A 23,522-nucleotide genomic window follows, 5' to 3' on the forward strand; every position below is an offset into this window, starting at 1 on the left:
CACAGGAGACAGCCATGAGCACGACCCCGTATGAACCTTCCTTTCCGCCATCGCGGCAGGACTACAGGGAGCTCATTGACCACCACTACGTCATCCGCGGCCTCACGTTCGCCCCGCTCATCCTGTTCCCGATCGCGATGAAGACCGGCGCGCAATACGGGCCGCTCAGCCTGTGGACGGGCATCGGCATGAACCTCAGCATCCTCCTCACCTGCCTCACGATCCCGCTGGCGATTCCCGTGATGCTGCGCGACGCCCGCGAGGCGCAGGCCCGCGGCGTCGACAAGGCGATCCCCCGCCGACGCCGCTGGAAAGCCGCCGGACGAGTCGCCATCGCCATCTCTTTCGGGATACTGAGCACCGTGCGCATCGTCCCCCTCATCCAAGACCTGGCAAGCGGGCCCAAACCCGTGACCGTCACCAGCTGCACGAGTAGCGTCGCCGACCGTGAATGGCGCAGCGGCAGACGAGGATCGCGCACAACCACCATCTATCAGGTCTACGAGATCACCATGCAGCTCGCAGACGGCTCCACCCGCGTCCAAGACATCAGCCTGCAACCGCAGGACTCCGAACCCGCCAACTCCCTCGCAATCTACGACACCCTCTACGACGCCTGTGTCACCCATCCGGGGCAGACACCCATGACGCTACAGGTCATGCCCCGCAGCTGGCGGATCATCGAGGCCCACCTCGGCTAGCACCGGGCCCCACGGCCTGCACACACAGGACACAATCCCCATGAGTTTTCCCAGCACCCCTCCCCTGCCTCCAGTTCCTGATACTCCCCCTACTCCTCCCCTGCCTCCGACACCCGCACCCGCCGTCACGAAGCCGGACCGCCACACAGGACGCTCCCTGTTCCTGCTCCTCCTCGTCCCCCCGGCGTTGATCATCACGATCATCGTCGTCATGCGCAACATGGGCTCGTATGGGAAAGGCAAACTCGTCGGCACCATCATCCTGTGTTGCCTGGGCCTCCTCGTCGTGATCGGCGCCGTCGCCACCCTCCTCGCCTCCGTGCAAGACCTGCGCGCCGCGAAACGCTCCGGGGACCGGCGGGCGGTACGCAAGCAGCTGGACAACCTCGCCTCGATGACCTGCGGCGTCCTCGTCATTGCCGCACCGGTCTTGTACTTCCTCACGCCCGCGGTCATCGACCTGGCGCAAGGCCCCCAACCACGCGCTGTCGCCTCCTGCAGCTACGCCCAAGACACCGTCACACGATCACAGTGGTTCACCGGAGGCACCAGCTACAACAACCACTTCGTCATGCGCTTTGACGATGGCACCCAGCACACCTTCACCATCGCCACCTCTGAGCAGGACATCTCCCAGCTGTCGGGCATCATTCATCCGCTCTACGAAGGCTGCGTCCTCCACCCCGACCAGACGCCCCTGACCATCGACATGTACGTGCACAGTAAAACCCTGGTGGACGCGCGCCTCGACTAGCTGCCGGGTGACGCCGGGCAGCCTGCAGCCTTCGCCCTCGATCGACGAGGCCGTGAAACAGCCCGTGAAACGCCTCGGTTACGCTTGGGTGAGGATCCCCGAGATGAAGCGAGCGCTGCGGTCGAGGGCGGCCTCGGCCTCGGGAATGGTGGGAACGCCCAGGACATACACGTGGAAGCCGCCCGGCTCCACGCGCAGGCGCACGTCCACGCCAGCGCGGGCGGCGTTGCGCGCAAACTCGATGACGTCGGGGCCGACAATATCCGCGTCACCTTGGAAAATACGCATCGGCGGCAGGCCAGCGGGGTCGCCGTACAGGGGGCTGACCCGCCAGTCGGCCGGATCCAGGTCGCCAGCCCACGCGCGGCCGGCCCACGCCAGCCCGGGCACGCGCAGGATCTTGTCGCGGCCCAGTACCTCCTCGATCGCCGGGTTCGTCATGGTGACGTCCACCCACGGCGCATACAGGACGAGGCCGTCCACCTGTCGCTGCCCCGCATCACGCCGCTGCATGGCGAGGGAGACCGCTAGGCCGCCACCCGCCGAGTCGCCAAAGAGGATGACGCGGCCGAACTCCGCCTGGGCCTCGTCGATGATGGGCTGGACAAAGTCGAACGCTTCCGCCGCAGTATGGTTGGGGGCGAGCGGATAGTCCGGAATAATAACGGGCAGCCCGGTGCGGTCGATGAGGCCCTCGACAATCCCCCACTGGCCAGCGACCATCGGGTACGCATACGCTCCACCATGCAGATAGATGAGCACACCGCCCGAGCGCAGGCCCCGCTTCGGGAACACGCGGGTCACGCCGTTGCCGCTCGTCGCTGTGAAACGCGCTCGCATCGACGCGGGCATCGGGTGGGGCTGTGGGGCGTGGAGCGCCATCTGCTCAGTCGCTGCCTCGCTGTGCAGCAACGGAGGCACAAGCCCCATACAGAAGTGGACAACGCGCATCTGGAGGGACATGGAGCCTCTTTCGCTCTTTCGGATCGACAAACGGTTTCTGTTCGCATCGGGACGCACCCGCGCGCCAGCACGTACCAGGATACGCCGCGAGAGTGGTTCGTTTCTCACTGCGAGTGTTCATCGTGGCTATCGGGAGGAAACACCAGTGGTGGTAGGTAGCGGTGGCTGACGGCTGTATCTACTCGCCGCCGGAATCTGGAGAGAGCCCATCGGACGAACCTACTACGCGGATAGGTTATGACGATGCGGATAGCTTATTAACCTATCCACATGTGAATAACCTATCCGTACACGGACAACCTATCCGCATGCGCGCGGCCCAAGCATGATCAGCAGCCTATGAGCACACCGCACACCGTTGTCCAGCGCTGTAGGAACGCAAATCCAGCGGCGCACACCCCAGACGTCACGCGCGCCTCGCGCAACGGCACCTGGCCCAGACAGCGGCGCGTAAACAACGCGCAAACACAACACATAGACAACGCGCAAACAAAACGCGCCCGGACCATCCGGTCCGGGCGCGCAACGTATTCGGCTCAGGCGTTAGGACGCTTGCCGTGGTTCGCGCCGTGCTTACGACGATCGCGACGCTTACGACCCCGCTTCGACATGTCATTCTCCTTGGGTTTGTTGTCTAGACTGAAGCATTTTTGCACACATTGACCCAAACCACCAAGGCACAGGCGGTTCCCGGCGACGAAGGTCACCGAAAAACGGGTGGTTCACCAGGCCTCGTCGATGCGCGAGTTGGCACGCGGCGCGAGGTGGCACGCGAATGGGCGCCGACGCCGCGACCAAGCGGGTAACATCCCCGCGCAAGGTTCAACGCCAGCTGACGGACACGCTCGTAATGGAGGCGACGACGCGGGCGCGCAGGGCATCCGAGGCCTGTTCGGACTCGTAGCAGCCGCGCATGAGGGCGCGCACGTGACGTTCGGCGTCCAGGGCGTCGGAGCAGTGCTCGCAGGTGGCGACGTGCTGGATCATGAGGGCGCGGGCGCGGGCATCGGGCCCGGGCACGGATCCGGCGTCGATGAGGCCGCTGCGGCGGTCGCATTCCTCGCAGTCAATCAGTTCGTACAGGGCGTCGAGGACGTCCTGGCAGGTGACGCGCGTGTTCACTTGGCTCCTCCGATCCCGTATTCCGCGGCGACGTCGGCCAGTGCGGAGCGCAGGTTCTTGCGCGCCCGGTTCAGTCGGCTCATGACGGTCCCCATGGGAACTCCTAGTTCTTCGGCGATTTCCTTGTAGCTCATACCTTCAACGTCAGCCATGAGGACAACCATCCGGTGTTCCTCTGAGAGCGAATCGAGGGCCTCGCGCAGCTGCGTGGAGGGCAGCGCCTCGAGGGCTTCGATTTCCGCGGACTTGAGGCCGACCTCCGCGTGGGAGGCGGCGTCGGCGAGCTGCCAGTCTTCGACGGTGTCGCTGGAGGCACGCTTGGGCGAACGCTGTTCCTTGCGGTAGCCGGTGATGTAGGTGTTCGTCAGGATTCGATACAGCCAGGCTTTGATGTTGGTGCCGGGCTTGTACTGGTGGAACTTTTGGTAGGCCTTGAGGTACGTCTCCTGGACCAGGTCCTCCGCGTCGGCTCGGTTGCGGGTCATGCCCAGGGCCGCGCCGAAGAGTTGGTTCATGAGGGGCATCGCTTCGTCCATGAAGCGCGCCTGGAGCGACGCGTCGTCCGGGGTCGACGAGGCCGGGGCAGGCTCGGGCGCCTGCGCCGCTGGTTGGGGGGTTGTTGCATCCATCGCTTCCCAGCGTAGTCGCGCAAGCGTGCGGCGCGAATGGGAGTGGTCGATGGGATCTCATACTGAGGGCAACGCCTCAGATGCGTCTTTATTCCACAACCAACCCATCTGTGCGTTGCACCACTTTCACCCCGTTGTTTGGGAGCCTCAGGGCCGTTCGGCTTCCCCCTGGGGCAAAGGTGTCGAAGAATAGGGGTATGAATCTGCTGCGCGTTGTTGCCCGTCCCCTGCTCGCCGCCCCGTTCATCGCCGACGGGGTTGATGCCCTCATGCATCCGCGTTTCCATGTGGAGCGCGCCGCGGGCGTTCGTCCCCTCATCGACAAGGCGACCGACGCGGTTGGCCTGGAGCCGCTGACGGACCAGCAGCTGGCCGTCGCGACCCGAGTGACGGGAGCGGTCACGGTCGTCGCGGGTCTGCGTTTCGCGCTGGGGCGCAAGCCCCGCGTGGCTGCCCTGACTCTCGCCACAATCGGCGCGCCGATGGCCCTTGTGCACGCTCCCCTGCCGGGCACGACGCGCGGCCTGTCGAAGGAGCAGATCAAGCGTCGCCGCTACCGCACGCTCAACAAGGCGGGTCTGGCCGCCGGCGTTCTTCTCGCGTCGACGGATCGTGTCGGCCAGCCGTCGGCTCTCGTTGCGCGTTCGATGCGCCGCGATCAGCGCCGCGCGATCGCTGCGGCTGAGGCCGCGGTCGTGGAGCGTCTGAGCGGCTCCGCTTCGTGAGCGCGCCCTGGCCCGCTCCCCTGGCCCCCTTTCCCGTGGATGCCACGGTCGAGGTGCCGGGTTCTAAGTCGATCACGGCACGCGCCCTGTACCTGGCGGCCGTCGCTGATTCTCCCTCCGTCATCAGAGGTGCCCTGGATGCGCGCGACACTCGTCTGTTTGCGGCAGCCTTGGAGGTGATGGGCGCGCGCGTCGAGGACGAGGGCGCGGGCACCCTGCGCGTCACCCCGATGTCGCTGCCGCCCCGAGGCGGTCGCATCGAGTGTGGACTGGCCGGAACGGTCATGCGTTTCCTGCCGCCCCTCGCTGCCCTGTCCCCCGAGGAGACGCTTTTCGATGGGGACGAGCAGGCCTACGCACGCCCGCTCGGCCCGCTCCTGGACGCCCTGGTGCGCATGGGCGCGACCGTCACCTATCACGGGGAGCGCGGGCACCTGCCTTTCACGATTCATGGCCCGATCCACACGCCGCTGGGCGCGCAGGCGTGGGTGGATTCCTCGTCCTCTTCGCAGTTCCTGTCCGCGCTGCTTCTGGTCTCTCCCCTCGTGGGCGATCCCCTGTTCGTGTCGGCTCCGGGCATCGTCCCGTCGATGCCGCACGTGGAGATGACGCTGGCTTCCTTGGCGGGCGCAGGTATCGACCTGGAGGTCGTGGACGAGGGCCGCGCGGATCTCTCGACCTGGCACATCTTCCCGTCGCGCCCCATCGGCGGCGACATCACCGTCGAGCCGGACCTGTCCAACGCCGGCCCCTTCCTGGCGGCCGCGATGGTGACGGGTGGGCGCGTGCGTATCCCGGCGTGGCCGGGGGCAACGACGCAGGCGGGCGACGCCTGGCGCGCGCTGCTGGGGCACATGGGCGCGACCATCACGCTCGACGAGGAGGGCCTGACCCTGACGGGTCCTGGCGCCGGCAACTACCCGGGCATCAAGGCGACCATGGCCGAGGTCGGCGAGCTCACCCCGACCCTGGCCGCGATCTGCGCCTACGCCTCGACCCCCTCGCACCTGAGCGGTATCGCGCACCTGCGCGGACATGAGACCGATCGCCTGGCGGCGCTGGCCGCCGAGATCAACCGCGCGGGCGGGCTGGCCGAAGAGACCGAGGACGGCCTGATCATCACGCCGCGCCCGCTCCACGCCGTGCAGATCCGCTCCTACGCGGATCACCGCATGGCGACTTTCGGCGCGATCCTTGGCCTGGTGACGCCCGGCATCACGGTCGACGACATCGCCTGCACCTCCAAGACGCTGCCCAACTTCGAGGCCATGTGGCACTCCATGGTCAGCGCCAACGACCACGGAAGCACCCAGGCTGCCCCGGCCTCGTCGATCGAGGAGGAGGAGTGATGGCCCGCCGCGACACTGGAACCGACGACCCACGCGTGCGCGTACGCGCCGGCAAGGGCTCACGCCCCCGCACGAAAGACCGGCCCGACTGGTCCTCCAAGCCGCTGGGCCGCGTCATCGGCATCGACCGCGGCCGCTACCAGGTGAGCCTGGAGGCGGCCGGCACCCGTGTGGTCGCCGTGCGCGCCCGCGAGCTGGGGCGAGGCTCCGTCATCATGGGCGACCGCGTGCGCCTGACCGGCGACCTGTCGGGGCGCCCCGACACGCTCGCGCGCATCGTCGCCGTCGAGGAACGTTCCTCGGTGCTGCGCCGTTCCCTCGAGGATGCGCCGGATCAGCGCGGCGAGAAGGCGATTGTCGCGAACGCGGACACCATGTGCATCGTCGTGGCGCTGGCGGATCCGCCGCCGCGCACCGGAATGATCGACCGCTGCCTGGTCGCCGCCTACGAGGCGGGCCTGTCCCCGATCCTCGTCCTGACGAAGGCGGACCTGGCCAGCGCGGACGAGCTGATCGCCGCCTACCAGGACTTTGACGTACGCGTGGTGCTCACGAGCGCCGAGGCCGGGGAGGCCGACCCGGGTATCGCGAAGCTGCGGGACCTCCTGACCGGCCACTGGTCGGTGCTCGTCGGGCATTCGGGGGTCGGAAAGTCCACGCTCATCAACCTCCTGGTACCGGGCGCGGGCCGCGCGACGGGGCACGTCAACGAGGTCACGGGGCGCGGGCGCCACACGTCGACCTCCTCAGAGGCCTTCGAGCTGGCAGAGGGCGGCTGGATCGTGGATACGCCCGGCGTGCGCTCCTTCGGCCTGGGGCACGTGAGCGTCGCCGACGTGCTGGGAGTTTTCCCAGACGTCGCCGAGGCCGCCGCGTGGTGCCTGCCGTTGTGCTCACACGACGAGGAAGAGCCCTCGTGTGCGCTTGACGCTTACGCGCGCGCGACCGGTCCTTTCGCCCTCGACGAGGCCGAGGAGGGTGACGCGGATCGGGTGTGCTCCGAGCGCGCTTCCCGCGTGGCGTCGGTGCGCAGGCTCCTGGAGGCCGTGGCGACGGCGGAGGCCGCCAGCAAGGCGGCCCGGTAGACAAAAGTGGGCACTAAAAGTGCTTGACAGCGCCCTCCTCGCGTGGACAATGAGGGTATAGCGATGGTCGCTACACATGATTACAAGGATGTGATCACTATGAAACTGCCGTCAAAGCTATCGCAGCCTGCGTCTGCACTGCATTCTTGTCAGTCGGCACGACCCTTCCCACACAAGCTGCCGGTCGATTAACGATTCTCCCAACGGGCGAAACGACAGTCGAGGAGACCGAATCGGCCGAGGAAGCCAACGCTGCCAGCGTTGTTGCCGCTGCTCTCATTGCAATGAGGTTTGGGTACGACGCTGCATTTAATGAGGGAGTTAACCAGGCCAGCACCGGCGGCCTCACATGGAGCGAGTGGCAGGGCGCCAAGGGCTGGAGAATCTACTACGCAGCCAACACTATCGGCCTCCTCGGAACCGCCGGATACCTTGGTTTCCGTCACGGGTTCACGAAGGAGTGTTGGTCTCACTACTCCTGCTACGCGCACTAGCGCCAGCTACAAGCAGCTCAACTCTCGAGGAGGAAAGAGAGATGCAACAGTTTCAACCAGCCCCAGTCGGCGCTCCCGATGCAATGCCGACAGCCACAGACAGAGCGCTGCGCGCAGTGTTTGCCTCCATTTTTTTCGCGATCACCATCGCATCCATCGCGTTTTCCATCGCAGCGTCAGGGAGGCCTTCACGCGAACTGACGACCGCCATGTGCGCGGCACTTGCTGCCTGGCAAATGGCAGGCTATTCACGCTCGTGCGCACGAACAACCTCGCGGCTGTGGCCTCGCGCGCTCGAATGGACAGGAATCGCGTGCGCGATTATCTCAATAGGGGCAGCAGTGACGAGTGTGATCACCAGCAACGGTGGCGGTTACGACTATTTCTCGATTCCCTCGCGAGTCGCGAATGGTGCCCTGCTCGGCACACTCTGTTGCCTCATAGCGCTGCTCGTGCTCAAGTACCGAACCCGAGACATCCACGCGTAAACCGCGACACGCCAGTAGCGCACTGGTTCTAATCGAACGTTGGAAGCTGTGCGCAAAGCTACGCGTCACAAAACGCGAGGGGGTCGTATCCATACTGCAAGCTGGATACGGCCCCCTCGCCTCGGATTTTCCATCTTATCTTTTGCGATTGACGAGGCCGGGATGAGGACGCGGATCGGGCGCGCTCCGAGCGCGCTTCCCGCGTGGCGTCGGTGCGCAGGCTGCTGGAGGCCGTGGCGACGGCGGAGGCCGCCAGCAAGGCGGCCCGGTAGACAAAAGTGGGCACTAAAAGTGCTTGACAGCGCCCTCCTCGCGTGGACAATGAGGATATAGCGATGGTCGCTATCTCTGGTTCACAAGGTCGTGATCGCTATGTCCACCATCGAGCAGAACCTCATCGGCAACACCGCAGGGCTTTCGCGGGTCGACAAGGTCCTCCGCTACTTCTTCTTAGCACTGTTGATCGGCACGTTCATCTACTCGATCGGCGGCACCTTTGTCGGAAGGGACAACCGTCTGCATGACTACGTGCTCGCCTGCGCCATGACCCTCCTCGCTGTCTGCGCCCCTGGCTATTCGCGTCACATTCCTGGCGCACACCGGGCACTTCGGGCCTGCGAGTGGGTGGTGATAGGTGCCGTGCTCGTGTGCAACGCGGCGGTCATCGTCGGTGATGTCACGGACCACGGCGTCCGCCCCGATCCCTACAACATGCCGTCGAACGTTGCCATGGGCGCTGCACTTGTCGCCCTCTGCTTCCATACGGTTCTCCTCGTCTCCAAGGAGCGGGCGCGCCGACGCGGACTGATTCCCCCGGCCAGCTAAAGCCGGGGCATGGGCCGGTCGCCCGCGCGTCAGGCGCGCGGGCGCTCAGCGCTGGAAGCGGCGCACGAAGTTGCGCAGGATGACGCGCGAGGGATCCGTGTTCACGGTCGCGACCTGGGCACGGATCGCCTCGGCCTTCTCCACCGGGTAGTAGCGGCCCGCGTACTGGTCGATGCGTACGTTGACACCCTCGAGGTCCATCTCGGGGTGGAACTGGGTCGCCCACGCGGCCTCGCCCACGCGCACCATCTGGATCGGGGTGTCGTCCCCGGCTAGGAGGACCTGCATGCCCGGGGCCAGCTCGCGCACGGCCTCGTGGTGGCCGACGTAGGAGTGGAAGCGGTCGGGCGTACCCTCCAGGAGTGGGTCGTCGCGGCCCGCGTCGGTCTTCGTCAGCGCGATACCGCTGATTTCCTCGCCGTGGTGGGTGTCGATGACGCCGCCCAGGTGCAGGGTGAGGGTGCCCAGCCCGTAGCACAGGCCCAGGATCGGGAAGGATTCGCCCAGCGCCCGGTCGTAGAAGGAACGCAGCCAGGCCTCGGCGCGCACCTGGCGTTCTTCCTTCAGGTGGTCGTCGGCGTTCGCGTCCCACGGGGATCCGCACACGAAGGCGCCCGAGTATTCGGACAGGTCGAGGTCGGGCAGTTCCCTCTCCATGCGCACCTGTCGCACCTGGTCGGGGGTCAGTCCCGAAAAGCGAGGCAGGTCGGCGCTCTCCGCGGCCAGGACGGGGCCGTCGTCGCGGGAGGTCAGCATGAGGAAGGGCTTGGTCATGCCCACCATGCTATCGACTACCTGCACGCATGCAGAAGGTGTCCGCCCTCCAAGCATGTGTGACGGACGCAGATGTGGGCGGGCTCTGCCACACTGGAGACATGTTGATTCTGCACACCTCCGACTGGCACCTGGGGCGCACGCTGCACGGCGCGTCCCTGGGCGACAGCGCGGACGCGTTCATCGAGTGGCTGGTTGCCCTGGTGCGTGAGCGCGGCGTGGACGCCGTGCTCATCTCGGGCGACGTGTTTGACCGCGCGGTTCCGCCCGTGGATGCACTCGCGCGGATGCGGCGCGCACTGCGCGAGCTGACGGAGATCACGACGGTCATCCTGACGTCGGGGAACCACGACGGGGCGGCGCGCCTGGGCCTGTTCGCCGACATGCTCACCCCCTCGCTGCACGTGGTGACGGACCCCGAGGCGATCGGCACGCCCATCGAGGCCGGGGGCGCCCTCGTCTACCCGATGCCTTACCTCGAGCCCGACCTCGTGCGCCAGTCCCTGTCGGACCTGCCCCCTCAGGGGGATGCAGGGTTACCCGCTCCCCTGCCCCGCTCCCATCAGGCGGTTCTGGCGGCGGCGCTGCGCCGCGTGCGCGCGGACCTGTCGGCTCGCCGGGACGCGGGCGACCAGCGCCCGGCCATCGCGATGCCGCACGCCTTCGTGACGGGTGCCCAGACCTCGGACTCGGAGCGCGATATCCAAGTGGGAGGCGTGCCCTCCGTGTCGGCGGATCTGTTCGACACGCTCGGGGGTGAGGAGCCCCTGGCTCACGGCCTGGACTACGTGGCCGCCGGGCACCTGCACCGCCCGCAGAGCATCTCGGGCGCATCCGTCCCGATCCGCTACGCGGGCTCCCCCATCGCGTATTCCTTCTCCGAGGCCGGGGCCACCAAGTCCGTCACCCTCGTGACCACGGACGCAACCTCGGTGACCGACATCGAGGTGGTGCCCATCCCGACGCTGCGGGGTATCGCGGTGCTCGAGGGAACCATGGAGGAGCTGCTCACGGATCCCGACGAGGCCACCACGGCCTCGTACGTGTCGATCACGGTCACGGACGAGGCGCGCCCCGAGCGCATGGTGCCGCGCATCCGAGAGGTCTACCCGCACGCTCTCGTCGTCGTGCACCGCCCCTGCCAGGCGCCCACGCTCGCGCCTGCGATGACCGTGCGCGCCTCGCGGGATCCGCGCGAGGTCACGGAGGAGTTTTACGAGGCCGTGGGCGGTCGGGCGCTGAGCCCACAGGAACGCGAGCTCGCGCTGGACGTGTGGACGCAGCTTCGAGGAAAGGACATGCAGTGAAGATTCGGTGGCTGCGCATCACGGGCATCGGCCCCTTCGCGAGCGAGCACACGGTCGACTTTTCGGCCTTCGAGGACTCGGGCCTGTTCCTCCTGGACGGCCCCACGGGCGCGGGAAAGTCCACGCTCATCGACGCGATCACCTTCGCCCTCTACGGGGACGTGGCGCGCACGAAGGACGCTTCGAAGGACCGCCTGCGTTCCAATCACATCTCGGATTCGGATCCGTCGGAGGCGGACCTGGTGTTCGAGGTGGCGACGGGCATCTACCGGGTGACGCGCACTCCCGCGTACACGCCGGCGGGCAAAAAGTCGCAGCGCAATTCAAAGTCGACGCTCACACGGGTCGTGGAGGATCCGGACGCGCCGGACGGGTGGCGCACGGTGGAGCCGATCGCGTCGGGGCCGCGCGACGTGGGCTACGAGATTCCGCGCATTGTCGGTCTGGATAAGGACCAGTTCCTGCAGACGATCGTGCTCCCGCAGGGCAAGTTCTCTCAGTTCCTCAACGCCACGTCGGATGCTCGCGAACAGATCTTGCGCGACATTTTCGACACGCAGATCTACGTGGATTTCACGAAGGCCCTCGTCGATGCGGCTGCCTCGTCGAAGCGCGGCATCGAGGAGCGGCGCGTGGCTGCCGTTAGCGCTTTCGAGCGCGTGCGGGCGTTGGATGACGCCCTGAGCGAAGACGCGCACACGGATGCCCCCGGCTCGGAGGAGCGCGCAGCCGAGGCCGAGGAGGCCGACCAGCTGGACGCGGGCGCGGAGGATGCCAGCGCGGTGAGGCGATGGGCACAGGATGCGTGTGATCGCGCGCGAGAGGCGCACGCGCAGACCCTGCGCGTCGCCGAGGTGGCCACAGCGGCCGCGCGGGAGGCTTCCCGCGCCCTGGCCGAAGGCCGCGCACTCGCAGAAGCGCAGGCGGAGCACGCACGCGTGAGCGCGAAACTCGCCGAGCTCACCGCAGCGGAGGAAGCGGTCGCATCCGATCGCGAGCGCGCGAGTCAAGCCCGCCGGGCCCTGGCCGTGGCGCCTTTTGACGCGGCCGTCACCGAGGCCACGGCGCGCATGGAGTCCGCCGGAGACCAGGTCACGGCTCTGTCCCCCGCCCTCGGAGACGAGGCCTCGGTCGCCCCGGAATCCCTCACGCCCGAGGCCGTCTCCGCTCTCGGCGAGCGGGCACAGGCCCAGCGCGACGAAGCATCGCGAACGAGGGGTTCCCTGGAAGAGGCTCTCGCCCTTGAGCGCTCACTGCCTGACCTACGCGCGCAGATCGAGTCGCTGCGCTCCCGCCGCGAGCAGGCACTGGCGCGCATCGCGTCGATCGAGGCCGAGCGCGAGGCGTTGCCCGGGCGCATCGAGCAGGCCACCGAAGCCCTGCGTCTCATGCGTGCGGACGCCGACACGCTGCCTGAGGCCGCGTCCGCGCTGCGCGCCATCAACGAGCGTCTGGATGCCTCCATGCAGGCGGACCTGCTGCGCTCGGCCCTCCTGGGCGCGTCGGACGAGCTGCGCGAGGCCACGGCCACCGCGAAGCTCACGAACGCCGCGGCGGCGGACGGGCACGACCTGTGGATCGCGCAGAGTGCCTCGGCGCTCGCACGTGAGCTCGAGGAGGACACGCCCTGTCCCGTGTGCGGGTCCACGGAGCACCCCAGCCCCGCACCGGCTGCGGACGGGGAGATCACGCGCGAGCAGGTCGCCGAGCTCGACCAGGCGCGCGACCGCGCGGAGAACGCGCTGCGCGACGCGCAGGCGCGCCACCAGGACCTCGTGCGCCGTATCGCCCAGCTCAACGAGGTGGCCGGCGCCCCGACACCGACGCTCGAGACCGAGCGGGATCGGGCCGCCGACATCGTCGCGAAGCTCGAGGCCCTCGGCCCGCAGATTGCCGAGATCGAGGCGGCTCTGGAGCAGGAACGCGTGCGTCTGGGCGGCCTGACGGACAGCCTCGCGAGTGCGCGCGAGGCCGCCGCGTCCCTCGCGTCGACACTCCAGGAGCGCGAGTCGGCGCTGGCCTCTGCACAAGCTCGCGTAGAGACCGAGCGCGCCGACTTCGTGTCCCTCGGTGAGCGCGCCGCAGCCCTGGATGAGCGGGCGCACCGGGCGGCCTTGCTGGCCAGAGCCTGCGCCGATTGGGACAGTGCCCGCACTGCGCACGTGAAGGCGCAACACTCCCTCGCGGAGGCGCTGGAGGAACAGGGGCTCGAATCCGATTCCTGGCGATCCCTCCTCCTCCCGCTTCCCGAAGTCGAGGCGCTTGAGGCGCGCGCGGCGGCTCACGACAAGGAGCTCTTCGCGGCGCGTGAGGCCCTCGCCTCCGAGCGCCTGACCCACGCGGCAGCAGCGCCCGCGCCGGACCTCGAGGCTCTCACTGAAACCGCCCGCAAAGCCGAGGAGGACGCAGCCGGCGCCGCCCGGGCCTCGGGAATCCTGGAGCAGCACTGCGCGCAACTGGAGGCGGCCCGAGCATCCCTCAAGGAGGCGCTGGACGCGCTCGAGCGCGCCCGAGAACAGGCGGGTCCGATCCGACGACTGGCCGACATTGCGACGGCCTCCGGGCCAGAGAACCTGGCGTCCACTCCCCTGTCGGCGTGGGTGCTCATCGCGCGCCTCGAGGAGGTGCTGGCAGCCGCAAACCCGCGCCTGGCAGCGATCTCGTCGGGACGCTACGAGCTCGCCTCCGTCCCCGACGACGGCACCGCCTCACGCAAGTCCGGGCTGGGCCTGGCAATCATCGACCATGACACGGACGCGATGCGCAGCCCACGCACCCTGTCGGGCGGGGAAACGTTCTACACGTCCCTCGCGTTGGCTCTGGGCCTCGCGGATGTCGTCTCAGCCGAGGCCGGGGGCGTCGAACTGCGCACGATGTTCATCGACGAGGGCTTCGGGTCGCTGGACTCGCACACGCTCAGCCTCGTGATGGCCCAGCTTCAGGCGCTGCGTAGCGCTGGACGCACGGTCGGCGTGATCTCGCACGTCGAGGAGATGGCGACCCAGATTGCGGACCAGATCCAGGTGCGGCCGCTGCCGGAAGGAGGATCGACCCTGAGTGTGCGCGCTTAAGCGTCAGCCCTTGTGCAGCGCCAGGACCGCGGGGCGCTCGGAGCGGTCGAACCAGGCGAGGGAGGACTCCCACAGGGTGGCCACAGCCTCGTCGGCTTCCTCCTGCGTCTCGGCGCTCAGCACGGCCTCCACCGCGGGCGCAGCGTCGGGCAGGTCCGCGAGGATCGCTGCCACGTCCGACCAGGTGTATTCGAAGGCCGCGGCCTCGAAGATGTGAGGCTCGATCTGCTCGCCGGGGGCAAGCGTCGTGGAGGTGGGTGTGTCGACGGCCAGGACGACGCGCGCTGCCCCGGCCCCTTCCGTCTCGCGCGCCAGGGCCAGGGAGGACAGGGCGGCCTCGGTGATGGCGTCGTCCTCGAGGACCTCAATGTCCTCCCCGCTCATGGCGGCCTCGGGTACGCACAGGACGCCGCTGCGCACGGGCGGCAGCGGAACGGACAGGTCGGACAGGACGGCGGGAACGTAGACGCGCATGCTCACAGTGTAGGCATCCACTGCGCGACAATCGCCTCCAACTCGTCGGAGGCCTTGCAATGCGTGCCGCTTTCCCCCAACGCTTTGCCGCGTAGGGCAGCGCGCTGCACGCCCGCATCTTCGCTGACAACGTGGAAGACCTGTTCGGGCATGAAGGCGCCGATCGCGTCCTGCAGGGATGCGACGGGGCGCGCTCCGATCGCATCCGTACTGACGCGGTTGACGATGAGGGTGATCGGGCAATCGACACCGTGTTCGGCCCACCAGCTGGCCAGGAAGGAGAGGCGGTTGATGCCGACGATGTCCCCACGCGCGACGATCACAAGCCGGTCGACGCGCTCGAGCACCCCAAGCGCGGCATCGTCCCTGCTGGCCCCGCGGCTGGATTTTTCGAGGGACGTGGAGGCGATATCAACGACGCTGTAGCGGGCACTCAGTCGCAGGGCTCCGATGATCGATTCGATGCTCGGACGGCTCACTTCGCGCCACCGGTGCCCGGTGACCAGGCCGGTGATGACGCGCAACCCCTCGGATCGCTGGACCGCAGCGGACTGGACGTCCTGGGGCGTGAGCGGCCCACGCGAGGCGGTGCGTGCCAAGATGGACAGGCCCGAGGCCTGGACGGGCACTCCGAGAAGGTGCGCAATCGTCGGGTTCGCGGTGTCCGCGTCGACGAGGAGCGTCGGCGCAGTGCGCGCAAGGATCGTCGCGATACCCGCAGCGAGGGTCGTGCGCCCGGGCGCTCCGCTGGTCCCCCACACCGCGATGACCGTGCCCGGGGACGAGGGCGGTGGAGGTGGCGGGGGTTGTACATCCGCGATGGAGGACTGGAGGCGAACGTTACGTGTCGCCGCTATCAGCGAATTGACGACCTGTTCGGGGCTGCCGGGAGCTGCGACCGAGGCGACGCCGAGGGAGACAAGCCGAGCCCTGAGCGCATGCGAGCCAAGCGCAACGACCGCCATGCCGCACGAGCGCAGCGCATCCACGGCCTCGGCCGTCAGGTCGGGGTCGGCGCCGTCGATGACTGCCAGGTCCGCGACCCCCGCGCGGCCGGCAGCAATGACCTCAGCGAGGTCCGCGCAGCGACGAACGATCGCGAGGGTCTCCCCATGGCGTTGTATTGCCTGGATGAGGGGCGCTTCGTATCGCTGATCGGCGAGGATAACAACCCCGTGAACGGTACTCATGGCGCACCAACGGGCACGGCAGCGAGGCCATCCGTTGAGCTCTGAGCGGCCAGCAGGACGGGCAGCGACGAAGAGTTCGCCAGGATCTCGATGCGCGTTCCCCTCCTCGTTTGAGACGAGGAGGATGCTTCTATCGCGCGCACGAACGTAAAGGATCCCTCGATTTCGTGTGCCTGCTCCGCCCCCTGGGCCTGCGTGCGCGTGGGAACCGTCCACAGCTGGATCCTGGTACCGTCGGCCACCCCGTCGGGCAGGCCGGTTGTCACGGTCACCGCGAGACGCACCGTCTGGTCGCCGCCCTCCGATGCGCTCTGCGCGATATCGGAGCGCATGATGATCTGACCGGGCACGAGCTGGCGCGTCGCAATGGATCCCATGGGCGCCTCGGACGTGGGCGCATAGACGGAACCATCCACGCGGAGGTCGGTTTCTCGCACATTCTCGGCCGTGATGGCTTCACCGGGCGCGATCGTACTCGTCACGGTGTAGACACGGGATCCGCCCCGAAGGAAGCCGCTGAGGACACTGAAAGCGATCACGGACGCGATGACGAGGACCACTCCGATAATGAATCGGCGGTCTATCTTGCCGGGGGCGCGCGCCGGAATCGACACTGAAGCTGAGACGCGTTTCACTCTTCTATGATGCACGTTCGACCGGAAAAGCGGTAGGTTGCCGACTATTCATCAGAACCAACCGAGCACATCGGTCATATGTCGGACAAAAAATTGCCGACTCAAACCAATCAAACGAAGCAATCTCAACTGATAGCATGTTGCCATGGCAACACGATTCCTCACTCTCGCTGATGTCGCCGAGACCCTGAATCTCACGATGTCAGCCACCCGCGCCCTCGTTTCCTCCGGCGAGCTCCCGGCCATCCAGGTCGGCGGCAAGCACGTGTGGAGGATCGAAGAATCGGTCCTGGAGCAGTTCATCCAGGACCAATACGTCGCGACGCGCGAGCGTCAGAAGGCGGAAAACGCTCAGTAATCGGTCGACCATCGCTGGCCGAGCACGCGGAGTCGACGAAGCCCCGCAAGCGCCAGCGAGACGACCATTTCTTCCTGTTCATCGCGGCCGTCATAGCTGATGGCCGTTCCACTGAGGGCGACATCGACGTGGTCCGCATAGACCGCGTCGATGATCCCCCTGTGGTCTCCTCCGTCGGATTCGATGGCGACGCCGACGCCCCGCGTACTCAGCTCGCGCAGAACGTGCCCAACGCCAATCCCACCCCTGATTGACGACTCGCGAGCCACGCTACGGCCGAGCGGCCAGGCACCGACGACGGCGGACAGCCAGACGAGGCTATCTCCCCCTTCGCCGCGCAGGAGCACCCACGTGCGAGTCGAGTCAAGAACCTGCCCCGACACCACGTGCCCGCCGCGCAGCGCGAGGGTGACAACGCCCACCGCGCCAGCCAATCGCGCCGAGAGGGTGACGGATGCGCGCTCCGCATCCGTCAGCTCATCAATGAGATCTTCTAGGTCGCGCACGCGCTCCTCGTCGAAGCGCGACTCCAGCTCGGCCATGAATGCTGACATGTCCATTCCCCAACGATGCCACATCCCAGCTCAAAGCGCCGCACATCACATTTTGATCTTATTATTCCAAACGTATTGACACGAACCAATAAGAAGCGGATAGTTATCTGCACCGAATCCGTCTCACTCGATGAAGAGTTCACCATGACTGATGATTCACGCACTCCCCATGGGCAGGAACACCTGTCTGATGCTTTCCTCTGGCTGGTTGGCGCGCCGCTGACCGTCCTCGACGCCCTGTACCTCACCAGACTCGCACCACCCGTTGACCCAGAGCACCCCGACACACTCATCCTCTGGGCACTCGGGGTAGCCGCATGCCTCCTGTTGTCGTGGAGCCTACTCAGCTCTGTTTGTGCGCACCTTGTCCTCCTGCGCGCTACCCCTCCCATTGTGCGCCACATCGCACACACGGTGGTCACACGCTACGGCACCAGGCTCTCGCGAACGTTGCTCGCCCGTGCCGGTGCCGGAGCACTCATCGGCTCTGCGCTGGTCACCGGCGCCCCGGTGGCTGCGACGCTCGCGGCTCCGCAGGACCTCACCACCCCCGGGGTCTCACTCACCTGGGCGGATAGCCCACGCGCCACGCAGGAACCAACGCAGACAGACCCGGTCGGCTTGACGACACCCGCACCCGCGCAGGACGCACCTCCCCCACCCACGCCCCACAGGCCCAACTCGATCACGGTCGCGCCCGGCGACTCCCTCTGGTCGATTGCCGCATCCCTACACCCAGACGCGGACGACGCTTCCATCGATGCGGCGTGGCGCGCGATTCGTGAGGCGAACGCGGACATTCTCCCAGATCCAAACCTCATTCACCCCGGACAGATACTCACCCTCCCCCAGGACCTGCCATGAGCACGCAAATCGCACCCCGGCCTCGTACGGCCGAAGCACCCAGACGCCGGGGCAGCACGAGGCCGACGCCCACCCGCCCGATCCAGCCAGCCCCCTTCCGCTGGAGTCGCGACGAGGCGCTCCCCCACGGACACGCTGTCGCTGGCGCACCCCAGAGCCCACTTCACCCCGATCCGCAGCCCCTTCCCGATCCCGACCGGTGGGCGGCGACGCTCGCACGCGCGGTCGTCGAGGTCGTCACGGGAGCACGCCAGGCACCGCAGCTTCGCCGGTGGCTCTTGCCCGAGCTCTACGGCGCTCTGGCAGCCGTGCACCTGTCCCCCTGCGCGCGCGGCACACGTCCCGTCCACGTGCGCACCTGTCCGATCGACGCCGCGACCACCGAGGCAGCCGTCATCATCTCCACCGCTGCCCGAACGTACGCTCTCGCCCTGCGCCTGGAGGAATACCACGGGCGCTGGATGATGACGGCGCTGGAGCTCGCCTAGCCCATCGACGAGGCACGCCCACGGGTAAAGCAAACGGGTGAGGGGCTCCCCAGAGAACCCCTCACCCGTCTGAGCGATCAATCAGCGACGGCGACGCTTCTTGGCGGCGGCGCGACGCTCGGCGCGGTTACCGCCGGACGAGGAGGTGCCCGACGCGATGCCTTCGGCGGAACTGTAGTTCACGCGGCTCGGCGCCTTCTCCCGGCCCACGTTACCCATCACCGAGCGGGCGTGAGCCACGGCCTCACGCGCGGCCTCGGAAGACGCGGACTCGGCGGCCGCAACATCCTCGACGCTCGGCTCGGAGGCCTGGGGCGAGGCGGGGGCGGACTCGGACGCGACGGACGCGGAGGCAATCGAGCCACCGGCCTGCTCCTCGGCGGAGGCCAGGGCACGCTCGAACTGCTTGGCGTAAGAGAACACCTGCTGGACGGACTCCTCACGGATGCGCTCGACCATCGCCTGGAACATCTGAGCACCCTCGTCCTTGTACTCGACGAGCGGGTCACGCTGACCCATGGCGCGCAGGCCAATGCCTTCCTTCAGGTAATCCATCTCGTAGAGGTGCTCACGCCACAGGCGATCGACCACGGAGATGACGACGCGGCGCTCAAGGGTGCGCATGGGCTCCTCGCCCAGCTGCGCCTGCGCCAGCGGGTTCGCATTCAGACGATCTTCGGTATCCGCGTACACGGCGTGGATGTCGCCGACCAGCTCGGTCACCAGGTCATCGCGCACGAGGGACGCGGCGCCACCGTGCTCCTCCAGGACCTCGTCGATCGTGACCGACGGCGGGTAGTAGCCGCGCAGGTTCTCCCACAGGGAGGGCAGATCCCACTCGTCCACGGCCTTGTCGGCGATGGCCTCATCAACCAGGCCGGTGACCAGGGACTCCATGAAGGCGCGCATCTGCGGGCCCATGTCCTCGCCCTCGAGCACCTTGCGGCGCTCACCATAGATGGTCTCGCGCTGACCCGTCATGACGTCGTCGTACTTCAGGACGTTCTTACGGATCTCGAAGTTGCGTGCCTCCACCTGGTGCTGGGCCGACGCGATCGAGCGCGACACCATGCGGTTTTCCAGCGGCATATCCTCCGGATAGGCGCCCGAGGCCATGATGCGCTGAGCCATGCCCGAGTTGAACAGGCGCATCAGGTCGTCTTCCATCGACAGGTAGAAGCGGGACTCGCCCGGGTCACCCTGACGGCCGCTTCGTCCGCGCAGCTGGTTGTCGATACGACGCGACTCGTGGCGCTCCGAACCGAGCACGTACAGGCCGCCCAGCTCGCGCACTTCCTCGCGCTCAGCCTCAACGGCGGCTTCCGCGGCCTCGAGGGCCTTGGGCCACGCCTCGCGATACTCCTCCGGGTTCTCCTTCGGATCGAGCCCCTCGGCGGCCAGGTTCGCCTGGGCGAGGAACTCCGAGTTACCGCCCAGCATGATGTCGGTACCACGGCCGGCCATGTTCGTGGCGACCGTGACCGCGCCCTTGCGACCGGCCATCGCGACGATGGCGGCTTCGCGGGCGTGCTGCTTAGCGTTGAGCACCTGGTGCGGAATGTGCTTCTTCTTGAGCATCTGGGACAGCAGCTCGGACTTTTCGACCGAGGCGGTACCGATGAGGACGGGCTGGCCGGCCTCGTGGCGCTCGACGACGTCCTCGATGATCGCGTTCAGCTTGCCCTTCTCCGTCGGATAGACGAGGTCGGGCTGGTCCTTGCGGATCATCGGCTTGTTCGTGGGGATCGGGATGACGTCGATCTTGTAGGTCGACGCGAACTCGGCAGCCTCGGTCTCAGCCGTACCCGTCATGCCCGAACGCGAACCCTCGGGGTAGAGGCGGAAGTAGTTCTGCAGCGTGATCGTGGCCAGCGTCTGGTTCTCCGCCTTGATCTCGACGCCTTCCTTGGCCTCGATCGCCTGGTGCATGCCGTCGTTGTAACGGCGGCCCGGCAAGACACGGCCCGTGTGCTCGTCGACGATGAGGACCTCGCCACCATCCACGATGTAGTCGCGGTCCTTGAAGAACAGCTCCTTGGCTCGGATCGCGTTGTTGAGGAAGCCGATCAGCGGGGTGTTCGCGGCCTCGTAGAGGTTCTCCACGCCCAGCTGATCCTCAACCTTGTCGATGCCCGGCTCCAGGATGCCGACGGTCTTCTTCTTCTCATCGACCTCGTAGTCCTCGTCGCGCTTGAGCATGCGCGCGATGCGAGCGAACTCCACGTACCAGCGGTTCAGATCGCCATCCGCGGGGCCCGAAATGATGAGGGGGGTACGGGCCTCGTCAATAAGAATCGAGTCAACCTCGTCGACGATGACGAAAGCGTGGCCACGCTGAACCATGTCCTCGGGCACCTGCGCCATGTTGTCACGCAGGTAGTCGAAGCCGAACTCGTTGTTCGTGCCGTAGGTGATGTCGCAGGCGTACATCTCGCGGCGCTCGGCCGGCGTCTGGCCCACGAGGATACAACCGCACGTCATGCCCAGGAAGTTGTACACGCGGCTCATCAGGTCCGACTGGTACTTCGCCAGGTAGTCGTTGACCGTCACGACGTGCACGCCCTTGCCGGTCAGCGCGCGCAGGTACGAGGGCATTGTGGCGACCAGGGTCTTACCTTCACCGGTCTTCATTTCCGCGATCTTGCCCTGGTGCAGGGCAATACCACCCATGACCTGCACGTGGAAGGGACGCATGCGCAGGATTCGCCACGAGGCCTCACGCACCGTCGCAAACGCCTCCACCAGGATGTCATCCAGGGTCTCGCCCTCTTCGAGGCGATCCTTGAACTCCTGAGTCTTGGCCTGCAGCTCCTCGTCGGTCAGAGCCTCAAAATCCTCCTGCAAGGCATCAACCTGCGACGCAAGCCGATCCAGCTTGCGCAGCATACGCCCTTCGCCAGCGCGAAGGATCTTGTCAATAATCGACACGAATAGCTCCTGACGTTCCTCGCCCGCCCCCTTGTAGAGCGGACAGTCAAATCCACCCATTAGTTTACGAACTAACCGCCCAAAGTGGAAACGCCCGCGCGAACATGGACGCATTTAACGCTCACAGCGCACACAGGGGCGCCCCGGGCCTCGTGCCCGGGGCGCCCCACGGTCCTTCAACCGTCAGATTGTCGTGTTCAAGCGAAGCACGCCGTACGTCCACCCGTGGCGGTGGTAGACGACGCACGGCTGGTTCGTGTCCTTGTCGACGAAGAGGAAGAAGGGGTGGCCGACCATCATCATCTGATCCAGGGCCTCATCCACGCTCATCGGCGGGGCCTCGTGCACCTTCTGACGGACGATGATCGGGGTATCACCCCACTGCTCCTCGCGAGCCTCTCCGACCTTCAGGTCCTCAGCGCTGCGCAGCGGCTTGGGAGCCTCGGGTTCGGGTGCGGCAACCTCTTCGACGACGGGAGCTTCGAGGATTTCGGCTTCGGCCAGGTCGCGCGGGTACCGGCGGCGGTGGTCCTTCACGCGATCACGCAGGCGGCGCAGGCGCTCATAGAGCTTGCCGGCGGCGATGTCGACGGCCGCGTAGCGATCAGCGGACTGAGCCTCAGCGCGGATGATCGGGCCCTTACCGTAAACGGTCAGCTCAATGCGCTCGGCGGTGTCGGCCTGGCGGGGGTTACGTTCGTGAGTCAGCTCCACGTCGACGCGCTGAGCGCGGGGGTAGAACTGAGTGATCTTCGAAACCTTCTCCTCCACGTAAGCCCGGAAATTCGGGTGAATCTCGGCATTACGTGCGACGACGGTGATGTCCATGTGTTTCCTCCATGGTGTGCGGCGGGCGTCGTTGCCCGCAGGTGGGGATTGTTCGGTGCTCACTGCCCGAACCGTGGTCTGAGCTATCACCTCCCGCACTGACGTGAGGAGCGTCCCTGCTGCTCACGCTATCGAAAGTCTATAGTCACATCATACCCCAGCCGGTGACGCACGTCATGAGATAAGGCCGGGTCGGCACAGCGTCACAACCGCCGCAAGCCCACCCAGCACACGCTCCATTTCCCGGACCGTTGCCCCCGTCGTCACCACGTCATCGACCGCCACAACGACAGCACCGCGAGGCGGGACCGCGAGCGCCCGCATCGCCCCCATACGCCCCACCGTGCGCTGGGCCCCCGCTTTGCCCGACTGAGAGGTCGCACCCACGCGCAGGCGCACCGCATCCACCACCCGCACGCGCACGCCCACCCGCGCGCTCGCAGCCAACGCCCGGGCAACGGCGCACGCCAGCGGCAACGCCACCTGCCTGCCCCGCAGGCGCCTCTTCCACGACGAGGGCGCAGGCACCACCCACACGTCCACCGCTCCCCCACCCACGGGCGCCCTCCCCTCACGGGAACCCCCAGCGGCAGCGGGCGACCCCGCCACGCCCAGCACCCGAGCCACGGCGGTGCCGAGGCGGGCGCCGGCCTCGTCAAGGAAATCGCTCACGTCCGTGCGCGCGGAATGTTTGGCGGTGAGCACGATGCGCCGCAGGGGACCCGCGTAATCCCCCATGGCCAGCCCGGGTAGGTCGCCGTGCGTGCCCTCGATGATCGTCGGGACCGGCTCGACCTGGGCGAGACGCCGACATGAGGGGCACAGGACCTCGTCCCAGGCGCGGCACCCCGCGCATTGGACGGGAAGGATCGCTCCGATCAAGCCCCGCGCGAGAGTGCGATGACCGCGCACGCCC

23 protein-coding genes are annotated in these 23,522 nt (G+C 67.0%); 11 read left to right on the plus strand and 12 right to left on the minus strand.

What is annotated here, in order from left to right; translation table 11 throughout:
- The first annotated feature begins 14 nt into the window (after positions 1-14).
- A complete protein-coding gene (locus QP415_RS02260) occupies positions 15-701 on the plus strand; it encodes a hypothetical protein (protein WP_285098377.1) in 687 nt (228 codons plus the stop codon).
- A gap of 40 nt (positions 702-741) precedes the next feature.
- Positions 742-1,455 carry a hypothetical protein gene (locus tag QP415_RS02265; protein WP_285098379.1) on the plus strand — a complete coding sequence of 238 codons (714 nt, stop codon included), beginning with the start codon at positions 742-744 and terminating at the stop codon, positions 1,453-1,455.
- 78 nt (positions 1,456-1,533) lie between these two features.
- Here QP415_RS02265 and QP415_RS02270 read toward each other — a convergent pair whose 3' ends face one another.
- From QP415_RS02270 to QP415_RS02280, 4 genes are all read right to left on the minus strand, one after another.
- Positions 1,534-2,418, minus strand: coding sequence for an alpha/beta hydrolase (locus QP415_RS02270; protein ID WP_285098382.1), 885 nt, complete (start codon positions 2,416-2,418; stop codon positions 1,534-1,536).
- A 536-nt stretch (positions 2,419-2,954) separates the two neighbouring features.
- On the minus strand, positions 2,955-3,029 hold the full coding sequence (locus tag QP415_RS13735; RefSeq protein WP_106406425.1) for a 50S ribosomal protein bL37: 75 nt from the start codon (positions 3,027-3,029) through the stop codon (positions 2,955-2,957).
- 211 nt (positions 3,030-3,240) lie between these two features.
- Entirely contained in the window at positions 3,241-3,540 is a 300-nt protein-coding gene (locus tag QP415_RS02275) for a TIGR02949 family anti-sigma factor (protein WP_016461355.1), read from the minus strand.
- Entirely contained in the window at positions 3,537-4,169 is a 633-nt protein-coding gene (locus tag QP415_RS02280) for a sigma-70 family RNA polymerase sigma factor (protein WP_285098385.1), read from the minus strand. The genes QP415_RS02275 and QP415_RS02280 overlap by 4 nt, the downstream gene beginning before the upstream one ends.
- Before the next feature lie 197 nt (positions 4,170-4,366).
- Here QP415_RS02280 and QP415_RS02285 point away from each other — a divergent pair, with 197 nt between their 5' ends.
- From QP415_RS02285 to QP415_RS02300, 4 genes are all read left to right on the plus strand, one after another.
- Positions 4,367-4,894, plus strand: coding sequence for a DoxX family membrane protein (locus tag QP415_RS02285; protein WP_048677400.1), 528 nt, complete (start codon positions 4,367-4,369; stop codon positions 4,892-4,894).
- The gene (gene aroA, locus QP415_RS02290) at positions 4,891-6,243 is read left to right on the plus strand and encodes a 3-phosphoshikimate 1-carboxyvinyltransferase (protein WP_285098390.1); all 1,353 of its coding nucleotides are present in this window, start codon (positions 4,891-4,893) and stop codon (positions 6,241-6,243) included. The genes QP415_RS02285 and aroA overlap by 4 nt, the downstream gene beginning before the upstream one ends.
- Entirely contained in the window at positions 6,243-7,328 is a 1,086-nt protein-coding gene (gene rsgA, locus QP415_RS02295; RefSeq protein ID WP_048677398.1) for a ribosome small subunit-dependent GTPase A, read from the plus strand. Before aroA ends, rsgA begins: the two co-directional genes overlap by 1 nt.
- A gap of 1,354 nt (positions 7,329-8,682) precedes the next feature.
- Entirely contained in the window at positions 8,683-9,135 is a 453-nt protein-coding gene (locus tag QP415_RS02300) for a hypothetical protein (protein WP_048675164.1), read from the plus strand.
- 45 nt (positions 9,136-9,180) lie between these two features.
- Here QP415_RS02300 and QP415_RS02305 read toward each other — a convergent pair whose 3' ends face one another.
- Positions 9,181-9,909, minus strand: a complete 729-nt coding sequence (locus QP415_RS02305; RefSeq protein WP_048675166.1) for a glutamine amidotransferase-related protein — start codon at positions 9,907-9,909, stop codon at positions 9,181-9,183.
- A gap of 101 nt (positions 9,910-10,010) precedes the next feature.
- Between QP415_RS02305 and QP415_RS02310 the strand changes: the two genes are divergently transcribed.
- A complete protein-coding gene (locus tag QP415_RS02310) occupies positions 10,011-11,216 on the plus strand; it encodes an exonuclease SbcCD subunit D (RefSeq protein WP_048675062.1) in 1,206 nt (401 codons plus the stop codon).
- Positions 11,213-14,287 carry an SMC family ATPase gene (locus QP415_RS02315; RefSeq protein WP_285098398.1) on the plus strand — a complete coding sequence of 1,025 codons (3,075 nt, stop codon included), beginning with the start codon at positions 11,213-11,215 and terminating at the stop codon, positions 14,285-14,287. The genes QP415_RS02310 and QP415_RS02315 overlap by 4 nt, the downstream gene beginning before the upstream one ends.
- Positions 14,288-14,290: 3 nt before the next feature.
- Here the strand turns inward: QP415_RS02315 and QP415_RS02320 are convergent, their stop codons facing one another.
- The 3 genes from QP415_RS02320 to QP415_RS02330 are packed head-to-tail and all read right to left on the minus strand — an operon-like array spanning position 14,291 to position 16,586.
- Positions 14,291-14,761: a DUF6912 family protein gene (locus QP415_RS02320; protein WP_048675067.1), complete on the minus strand. Its 471-nt coding sequence runs from the start codon at positions 14,759-14,761 to the stop codon at positions 14,291-14,293.
- Positions 14,762-14,763: 2 nt separating this feature from the next.
- The gene (locus tag QP415_RS02325) at positions 14,764-15,951 is read right to left on the minus strand and encodes an AAA family ATPase (RefSeq protein WP_016461367.1); all 1,188 of its coding nucleotides are present in this window, start codon (positions 15,949-15,951) and stop codon (positions 14,764-14,766) included.
- Positions 15,948-16,586: an SAF domain-containing protein gene (locus tag QP415_RS02330; RefSeq protein WP_232207443.1), complete on the minus strand. Its 639-nt coding sequence runs from the start codon at positions 16,584-16,586 to the stop codon at positions 15,948-15,950. The genes QP415_RS02325 and QP415_RS02330 overlap by 4 nt, the downstream gene beginning before the upstream one ends.
- Before the next feature lie 145 nt (positions 16,587-16,731).
- On the opposite strand from QP415_RS02330, the gene QP415_RS02335 reads away from it, so the two are divergent.
- Positions 16,732-16,944 carry a helix-turn-helix domain-containing protein gene (locus QP415_RS02335; protein WP_016461369.1) on the plus strand — a complete coding sequence of 71 codons (213 nt, stop codon included), beginning with the start codon at positions 16,732-16,734 and terminating at the stop codon, positions 16,942-16,944.
- Here the strand turns inward: QP415_RS02335 and QP415_RS02340 are convergent.
- Positions 16,938-17,504 carry a hypothetical protein gene (locus tag QP415_RS02340; RefSeq protein WP_048675071.1) on the minus strand — a complete coding sequence of 189 codons (567 nt, stop codon included), beginning with the start codon at positions 17,502-17,504 and terminating at the stop codon, positions 16,938-16,940. The genes QP415_RS02335 and QP415_RS02340 overlap by 7 nt on opposite strands.
- Positions 17,505-17,642: 138 nt before the next feature.
- On the opposite strand from QP415_RS02340, the gene QP415_RS02345 reads away from it, so the two are divergent.
- Positions 17,643-18,362 carry a LysM peptidoglycan-binding domain-containing protein gene (locus QP415_RS02345; protein WP_016461371.1) on the plus strand — a complete coding sequence of 240 codons (720 nt, stop codon included), beginning with the start codon at positions 17,643-17,645 and terminating at the stop codon, positions 18,360-18,362.
- On the plus strand, positions 18,359-18,850 hold the full coding sequence (locus QP415_RS02350; protein WP_016461372.1) for an Rv3235 family protein: 492 nt from the start codon (positions 18,359-18,361) through the stop codon (positions 18,848-18,850). Before QP415_RS02345 ends, QP415_RS02350 begins: the two co-directional genes overlap by 4 nt.
- An 81-nt stretch (positions 18,851-18,931) precedes the next feature.
- On the opposite strand, the gene secA is transcribed toward QP415_RS02350, so the two are convergent.
- The 3 genes from secA to QP415_RS02365 form a co-directional block, all read right to left on the minus strand.
- A complete protein-coding gene (gene secA / locus QP415_RS02355; RefSeq protein WP_034475350.1) occupies positions 18,932-21,778 on the minus strand; it encodes a preprotein translocase subunit SecA in 2,847 nt (948 codons plus the stop codon).
- A gap of 183 nt (positions 21,779-21,961) precedes the next feature.
- Entirely contained in the window at positions 21,962-22,606 is a 645-nt protein-coding gene (hpf, locus tag QP415_RS02360; RefSeq protein ID WP_048675078.1) for a ribosome hibernation-promoting factor, HPF/YfiA family, read from the minus strand.
- A gap of 174 nt (positions 22,607-22,780) precedes the next feature.
- The gene (locus QP415_RS02365; RefSeq protein ID WP_204370686.1) at positions 22,781-23,518 is read right to left on the minus strand and encodes a hypothetical protein; all 738 of its coding nucleotides are present in this window, start codon (positions 23,516-23,518) and stop codon (positions 22,781-22,783) included.
- Between the last annotated feature and the right edge of the window lie 4 nt (positions 23,519-23,522).

The organism is Pauljensenia sp. UMB3104, assembly GCF_030217285.1.
In the GTDB taxonomy this organism is placed as follows: domain Bacteria; phylum Actinomycetota; class Actinomycetes; order Actinomycetales; family Actinomycetaceae; genus Pauljensenia.